Source organism: Nocardia carnea NBRC 14403 (assembly GCF_000308515.1).
GTDB lineage: Bacteria > Actinomycetota > Actinomycetes > Mycobacteriales > Mycobacteriaceae > Nocardia > Nocardia carnea.
Genome location: NZ_BAFV01000042.1, coordinates 1 through 7827, shown reverse-complemented (window position 1 = coordinate 7827; position 7827 = coordinate 1). Strand labels below are relative to the sequence as shown.

The following is a 7827-nucleotide window of genomic DNA, read 5'->3' as shown; positions in this document are numbered from 1 at the left end:
GACCGGGCCACCGGTGAGGGTGCGGTACGCGTAGGTGACCGCGATCGCCGCCACCGGGCCGGCCACCAGCAGCCCGAAGCCACAGGCGAGCAGTCCGAGACAGGTGACCACGACGACGGTCAGCGCCAGCAGGAACACCCGCCACGGATCCCGCAGGGCCAGCAGGAAACTGGATTTGATCGCCTCGACCGGCGTCTGGCCCTGGTCGACGGCGAAATGCAGCGAGAACATACAGCCGATACCTACCAGCATCCCGGGAATCAGGCACAGCGCGGAAGCCAGAGTGGTGGCCAGGAAGGCCAGTAACGCGGTCAGGAATGCGTTACCGAGATTTCCGATATAGAAATAGGAGCCGAAACCCGGCCGATAGCCGTCGGTTTCGTAGAGCGCGCCGCGGACGAGAGCGGCCTGGAGTATCCAGAGGCCGGCGATGACGACGGCGAAAAGCACCAGCAACGAGGTCATCGACCGCGGTTCGGTGATCCGTGCCACCAGATAGAACAGCAGATAGATGATGAAGCCGAGCGAGGTCGCCGCGATCCAGGGCCCGGGATTGAGGCGGAACTTCTCCAATCCGTAGCTGAGCGCATGTCCGACATCGAGTCGTCCGGGGATTCCGGTACCGAGCGCCTGATAGCCGTAGACCGGTGATTCCGCCCCGGGACCTGTACCAGGTGGGCCGTAGACGGGTTGGCCGGCGTGCGGGTCGGGAACGGTGCCGTCCGGTACCGGCTGCCCCGGTACGGGCTGTTTCGTTGCGGCCGGTTGTGCGGGTTCATCGGTAACCGTGCGCGCGGCGGGGTCGGTGCCGGGGCCCGCGGTTGTGACGGGTTTCTCCACTCCGGGCGGGTTACCAGGGCCGGAGTCGTGGACGACACCCCCGGGGAAATCGGCGGTACGCGGGCTGTCCGCGACCGGACCGCCGGCCGCCGCGGGCCGGGATTCGCCGGGTGTGGGTTGCCTGCCTGCGGTATCCGGGGCGCCGGGGGAGTCGGGGGCGGAACTCGGTGTGTCGGTCACGCTGGCATACCTTTCGGCGGGGCGGTTTTCCGGTGTGGCGCACAGCAGTTCAGATCGAGAAAACCCGACCGGCGCAGCGCTGTCAAGCAGGCCGTAGATGCGCCGGGGAACACGTCTGACACGCCGGGCGACACGGAAAGGTTGTTCAACCGCTCGCTAGAAGTGACCGAATGCGAGTAACTTGAGATGCGATGACTGCACTACTGGCCGAACGAGCCACCGAAGTCGTATCCGCAGCACAGCAGTTGCTCACAAAGCGAATGGGTGCTCCGGTGAAGCTGAGCGATCCCACCGAACTCAGTGGCAGCGGACGGACGACCGTCCTACGGGTCCGGGTCGCCGAGAACGCTTTCTCCCTACCGCGCACGCTGATCGTCAAGCAGGTGCGCGGCTCCGTCGCGGACCCCAAGAACGTGACGATCATGCCGGGTGTGGCCAGTGTCGATTCGGCATTCCTCCGGGAAGCGGTGTCCTACCAGTTCACCACCGCGCTGAGCCGGGGCGAACGTCCCGGCGCGTACCTGATCGCGCACAGCCTGCCCGACCGGTTGCTCGTGCTCAGCGATCTGGGCGAGAACACCAAACTCACCGATGTACTGCGCTCCGGTGCCGAACCCGCCGCCCAGAACGCGATGATGGCGTTCGCGCAGGCGCTCGGCCGGATGCATGCGGCAACGGTCGGCCGTGAACTCGATTTCGTCGCCCTGCTCCGCCGGGTCGATGTGGTGCACCGGGTGGACGGTATCGCCCAGCAGGCCGAGGCCGCCGTCGCGGAGGTACCCGCCCTGCTGCGGCGCGAACTCGGTATCGAGGTACCCGACGAGGTGGCCGATCAGGTCGCGCACGGTGCCCGGCTGTTCGGTGGCGGCCGGTTCCGGGCGTTCAGCCCCTCGGATCTGTGCCCGGACAATGTGATCATCAACGACGAGGGTGCCCGGATCCTCGACTACGAATGGGGCGGTTTCCGCGACGCGACTCTCGATATCGCGTACGCGCTGGTGTCCTTCCCCGGCTGCCTGTGCGATATCGAACTGTCCCGCGAACTGGCCACCCAGATGGTGGAGGCCTGGCGGGCCGAGGTCGTCGGCGTATGGCCGGCCCTCGCCGACGACGACCTGCTCGCCGAGAAGATTCTCGAAGCACGGCTGATCTGGGTCTGGCTCAGCACCTACTGGTTCCTGCCCGCGGATCACACCCGGATCGCGGCTGCCCGCGAACACGGGCTGTCGGTGCCGCGCTCGGATGCCCTGCTCAACCGGTGGGCCGGGCTCGCCGAGGACGCACGGTGCCTGGGCAACGACGCGGTCGGCGATTTCGCCGAGGGCGTGTGCGCATTGCTCGACGAACACCTCAGCTGACCTGTCTCGTCGCGCTGCGGGGTGGTGATCGTGCCGCCTGCTGCGGCGCAGGTCGGCGCCCTGCCGACCTTGCTGTCGCGTTGGACCATCCCCGGAACGGGGCTGTGATCACGACGGTGGGTCCACGCTGGAGTGGGTGTCGGGGCCGGGCGGTACGGTCGCTGACATGAGCGAGTCGGGCATGGAGGCAGTAGAACGCAACCATTCGTTACCGTCGCTCATGGCCCAAGAGGACACGGAATGAGTGACGGTCTGTTCGATATGCCCGGTGCCGGGCCGGGTGCACCGGATTTTGCCGCTCCGGATCAGAGCGCTCGGCTCAGCGATACCCGCGCACCGCTGGCGGTTCGGATGCGGCCCGCCGCCCTGGACGAGGTCGTCGGGCAGCAGCATCTCCTCGGTCCCGGCTCACCGCTGCGCCGCCTGGTCGAAGGTTCGGGGGCGGCGTCTGTTCTGCTCTACGGGCCACCGGGCACCGGGAAGACCACTCTGGCATCGTTGATCTCCCATGCCACCGGCCGCCGGTTCGAGGCGCTGTCCGCGCTGTCGGCGGGCGTCAAGGAGGTACGAGCGGTAATCGACGTGGCCCGGCGGCGGCTGACCGCGGGTGAGCAGACCGTGCTGTTCATCGACGAGGTGCATCGGTTCTCCAAAACCCAGCAGGACGCGCTGCTGGCCGCGGTCGAGAACCGGATCGTGCTGCTGGTGGGCGCGACCACGGAGAACCCGTCGTTCTCCGTGGTGGCACCGCTGCTTTCCCGGTCGCTGGTACTGCAGCTGCATTCGCTGACGGCCGACGATATCCGCACCGTGCTCTCCCGCGCCCTCGCCGACCCTCGCGGGCTGGACGAGCAGTTCACCGTCACCGACGAGGCGATCGACCATATCGTCCGGATCGCCGGCGGCGATGCCCGTCGCGCGCTCACCGCCCTGGAGGCCTCCGCGGAATCTTCGCTCGACGGCGCGATCGACCTCGACCTGGTCGCCGCCAGCGTGGACAAGGCCGCCGTCCGCTACGACCGGGCCGGTGATCAGCACTACGACGTGATCAGCGCGTTCATCAAATCCATTCGCGGCTCCGATGTGGATGCCGCTGTCCACTACCTCGCTCGGATGCTGACCGCAGGGGAGGACCCGCGTTTCATCGCTCGGCGCCTGATGGTCCACGCCAGTGAAGACATCGGGATGGCAGACCCCAGTGCGCTGCAGACCGCGACCGCCGCGGCGCAGGTGGTGCAGCTGGTCGGTTTGCCGGAGGCCCGGCTGGCACTGACCCAGGCCACCATCCATCTGGCCACGGCCCCGAAATCGGGTGCGGTGGTGGCGGCGATCGGTGCGGCCATGGCCGATGTGGCGGCCGGTAAGGCGGGCGCAGTGCCGCCGCATCTGCGTGACGGTCACTACTCGGGCGCCGCGGCGCTCGGTAACGCGCAGGGCTATCGGTACCCGCACGACGATCCGGACGGTGTGCTGGCCCAGCAGTATCCGCCGGACGAACTGGTCGGGGTGGATTACTACCACCCGACCGACCACGGCAACGAACGGACCGTCGGCCCCCGGGTGAGCACCCTGCGCCGGATAGTTCGCGGTCTGCGGTCCGCGAACGGACGCAGCAGGGCATAGCTCGGTCGTAGGCGGGGCAAAGTTCCGCCGCGGACGGTGCGCCGGGCGGTAGATATTTCCGCCACCCGGTGCCTCGGCTTCCGCCGTGGCCTATTCGCCGCCGGAAACCGTTCCGGCCACTACCGGTACTGTCCGTGTCGGCGGGTGCTGTGCCGGAGTCCACGGGTGCCGGCACACAGGGCCGCGGCGACCCGGGGTGGTATGCCTAACCCGGCTCGGTGATAAATCACGTGCACCGCCCCGGTAGGCTGAGTATCTGTGCAGACCCACGAGATCAGACGGCGATTCCTGGACCATTTCGTTCGTGCCGGGCATACGGAGGTGCCCAGTGCATCGCTGATTCTCGACGACCCGAACCTGCTGTTCGTGAACGCGGGCATGGTGCAGTTCAAACCGTATTTCCTCGGTCAGCAGACGCCGCCGTATCCGCGCGCGACCAGTGTGCAGAAATGCGTGCGCACCGGTGATATCGAGGAAGTCGGCGTCACCACACGGCACAACACTTTCTTCCAGATGGCCGGTAATTTCTCCTTCGGCGATTACTTCAAAGAAGACGCGATCCGCTTCGCCTGGGAACTGATCACCAGATCCCAGGAAGACGGCGGCTACGGGTTCGATCCCGGGCGTATCTGGGTCACCGCCTACGAGGCCGATCCGGAGGCCGCCGAGTTGTGGCGCAAGGTGGCCGGTATCCCCGATGAGCGGATCCAGTTCCGCGACGGCAAGGACAACTACTGGGATATGGGTGTGCCCGGCCCCGGCGGACCCTGCTCCGAGATCTACTACGACCGCGGCCCGGAATACGGGCGCGACGGCGGACCGGTGGCCGACGAGGACCGCTACCTGGAGATCTGGAACCTGGTCTTCATGCAGGACATCCGCGGTGAGGACAGCCCCAAACTCGGGCATCCGCCGATCGGTGTGCTGCCGAAGAAGAATATCGACACCGGCATGGGTATCGAGCGCATCGCGTTGCTGCTCCAGGGGGTCGACAACGTCTACGAAACCGATCTGCTGCGCCCCATCATCGACAAGGCCGAAGAGCTCACCGGCCGGTCCTACGGTGTCGAACACGCCGACGATGTGCGTTTCCGGGTGATCGCCGATCATGCGCGAACCTCCGCGATGCTGATCGCCGACGGCGTCAACCCGGGCAACGACGGGCGCGGTTACGTGCTGCGGCGGCTGCTGCGCCGGATCGTGCGTTCGGCCCGGCTGCTGGGCGCCGAACAACCGGTGATGAGCCAGTTCATGCGGGTCGTCAGCGAACAGATGGCGCCGTCCTATCCTGAACTGGCTACCGATTTCGCGCGGATCGAAACGGTCGCGGTCGGGGAGGAGACGGCCTTCCGTAAAACGCTGGCCACCGGGTCGCGGCTGTTCGACGAAACCGTCGAGGAAGTCAAGGCGGCCACCCCGGCCGGGAAGACCGGCAGGATCTCCGGATCCGACGCCTTCACCCTGCACGACACCTACGGTTTCCCCATCGATCTCACGCTCGAGATGGCGTCCGAAGCCGGTTTGTCCGTCGACGAGGCGGGCTTCCGGTCGCTGATGGCCGAACAGCGGCAGCGCGCCAAGGAAGATGCGCACGCCCGTAAGCACGCCCACGCCGACCTGTCCGTCTACAAGGAACTGGTCGACCGGGGTGATACCGAGTTCACCGGCTTCGACGAGCTGACCTCCGAGGCGCGGGTGCTCGCGCTCATCGGCGACGGCGTCCGGGTCCCGACCGCGGTCGCCGGCACCGATATCGAGGTGATCCTGGATCGCAGCCCGCTCTACGCCGAAGCGGGCGGTCAGATCGCCGATCGCGGCACGATCACCGCCGCGGGCACCAAGCTCACGGTCAACGATGTGCAGAAGATCGCGAAGAAGCTCTGGGTGCATCGGTGCACGGTGGACCAGGGCCAGATCACCGAGGGCGATGTGGTGCTCGCCCAGGTCGATCCCGCCTGGCGGCGCGGCGCCACCCAGGGCCATTCCGGCACCCATATGGTGCATGCCGCACTGCGACAGATCCTCGGCCCCAACGCGGTACAGGCCGGTTCGATGAACAAGCCCGGGTATCTGCGTTTCGATTTCAACTGGCAGGGCCAGCTCTCCGAACAGCAGAAGGCCGATATCGAAGCGGTATCCAACGACGGTGTCGGCGCCGATTACCCGGTGAACACATTCGTCACCGATCTGCCCAAGGCCCGCGAAATGGGGGCGCTGGCCTTGTTCGGCGAGAACTACGGTGACCGCGTACGAGTGGTGGAGATGGGTGGACCGTTCTCCATGGAGCTGTGCGGTGGCACCCACGTGGGGCATTCCTCGCAGATCGGCCCGATCACCCTTCTCGGGGAATCGTCGGTCGGTTCGGGTGTGCGCCGCGTGGAGGCGTTCGTGGGGCTGGACTCCTACCGGCATTTGGCGAAGGAGCGGGCGCTGCTGGCCGGTGTCGCATCCATGCTGAAGGTGCCCTCCGACGAAGTTCCGGGACGGGTGGAACAGCTCGTGGACCGGCTGAAGGTCGCCGAGAAGGAACTCGAACGGACCAAGGTCGCCGCCGTGCTGTCCTCGGCCGGTTCCTACGCCGATGCGGCGCAGCGGATCGGCGATGTACTGCTGGTGGCCGCCGCCGCTCCGGAAGGCGTGGCGGCCGGTGATCTACGCACCCTGGCCACCGATATCCGCGGCCGGCTGGGCTCCACGCCCGCCATCGTGGTGTTGCTCGGAAATAACGAGGGCAAAGTGCCGTTCGTCGTCACGGTGAACAAGGCGGCCCAGGAACTGGGTTTCGCCGCCGGTGCGCTGGTCGGTGTCTTCGGTCCGAGTATCTCCGGCCGCGGCGGCGGTAAGCCGGAAATGGCTCAGGGGGCGGGTTCGGACCCGTCGGGTATCGAGGCAGGCCTGGCGGCGGTCCGGGACCATATCGGCGCACACGCCCGCTGATGGCGGCTGGTTCCGGCGCGGACACCCCGGTCGACCGGCCGCACCCCGATTCCGATCCCGGCCGCGGCCGGCGACTGGGCATCGACGTGGGCAGTGTCCGGATCGGGGTGGCGGCCAGTGACCCCGACGGTGTGCTGGCCACCCCGGTGGAGACCGTGCCCCGGGCGGGTTCGCCCGGCCGCCGATCCGGACGTACATCCGGAGGTTCCACCGCACGCGGTGCGGGTGGAAAAACGGCCGCCGGTACGGATATTGCGCGGATCGCCGCGATCGTGGCCGAATACGAGGCGGTGGAGGTCATCGTCGGGCTGCCGCGCACGTTGCGCGGCGAAAGCGGGACCGCGGCACGGCTGGCGGTAGAGTTCGCCGGAAAGTTGCGCGACTCGCTGCCCGAAGTGCCGATCCGCCTTTCCGACGAACGTTTGACTACGGTGTCTGCTGCACGCGCTCTGCGGGACAGCGGTGTCCGAGCACGTGGACAGCGGCAGGTGATCGACCAGGCGGCTGCTGTTTCGATCCTGCAGAGCTGGTTGGACGAACGGAGTTCGATGATGAGGTCGGCCGAGGACGCGGAACGGACCGCGTTGTTCGGAGACGATGAATGACGGATCGGTGGGCGCAGGCGGAGGCGCGATTCCGGCAGCGTGAGGCCGAGCGGCGATACCGCCGCGACGACAAGGCCTGGGAGCGATCCCGCCGGTCGGCCGCCACGCCGGTAGCCGACGATCCCGAGTGGGACGATCAGCCGGATACCGGCTGGGATCCCTACGAGGACGACGACACCGCGGTCATTCCCCGCTACGTCGACGAGGACGAATACATCGACGACGAGGACGATTACGACGACGCCGAGCCCGAGCCGCGACCGCGGTCGCGGGCACGCAGCCGG

General features: G+C 67.4%; 5 protein-coding genes and 1 pseudogene. 5 read left to right on the top strand and 1 reads right to left on the bottom strand.

What is annotated here, in order from left to right; translation table 11 throughout:
- Window positions 1-1020, bottom strand: a 1020-nt coding sequence (locus ON22_RS15970) for a DUF2189 domain-containing protein (protein ID WP_063820594.1), incomplete at its 3' end; no start/stop codon positions are given.
- Window positions 1021-1211: 191 nt separating this feature from the next.
- On the opposite strand from ON22_RS15970, the gene ON22_RS15965 reads away from it, so the two are divergent.
- The 5 genes and pseudogenes from ON22_RS15965 to ON22_RS15945 form a co-directional block, all read left to right on the top strand.
- The gene (locus ON22_RS15965) at window positions 1212-2378 is read left to right on the top strand and encodes a phosphotransferase family protein (RefSeq protein ID WP_033241592.1); all 1167 of its coding nucleotides are present in this window, start codon (window positions 1212-1214) and stop codon (window positions 2376-2378) included.
- Between the two features lie 240 nt (window positions 2379-2618).
- Window positions 2619-4001, top strand: a complete 1383-nt coding sequence (locus ON22_RS15960) for a replication-associated recombination protein A (RefSeq protein ID WP_033241593.1) — start codon at window positions 2619-2621, stop codon at window positions 3999-4001.
- A 258-nt stretch (window positions 4002-4259) separates the two neighbouring features.
- Window positions 4260-6938: an alanine--tRNA ligase gene (gene alaS / locus ON22_RS15955; RefSeq protein WP_033241594.1), complete on the top strand. Its 2679-nt coding sequence runs from the start codon at window positions 4260-4262 to the stop codon at window positions 6936-6938.
- Window positions 6938-7543, top strand: a complete 606-nt coding sequence (ruvX, locus tag ON22_RS15950) for a Holliday junction resolvase RuvX (RefSeq protein WP_033241595.1) — start codon at window positions 6938-6940, stop codon at window positions 7541-7543. The genes alaS and ruvX overlap by 1 nt, the downstream gene beginning before the upstream one ends.
- Window positions 7540-7827: pseudogene (locus ON22_RS15945) on the top strand (hypothetical protein); the annotation flags it as partial. The gene ruvX and the pseudogene ON22_RS15945, both read left to right, overlap by 4 nt.

What these genes read in the sequence shown, in the direction of transcription:
- ON22_RS15965 (WP_033241592.1), top strand. Translation starts at nt 1,212, where the DNA reads ATGACTGCACTACTGGCCGAACGAGCCACCGAAGTCGTATCCGCAGCA.
- ON22_RS15960 (WP_033241593.1), top strand. Translation starts at nt 2,619, where the DNA reads ATGAGTGACGGTCTGTTCGATATGCCCGGTGCCGGGCCGGGTGCACCG.
- ruvX (WP_033241595.1), top strand. Translation starts at nt 6,938, where the DNA reads ATGGCGGCTGGTTCCGGCGCGGACACCCCGGTCGACCGGCCGCACCCC.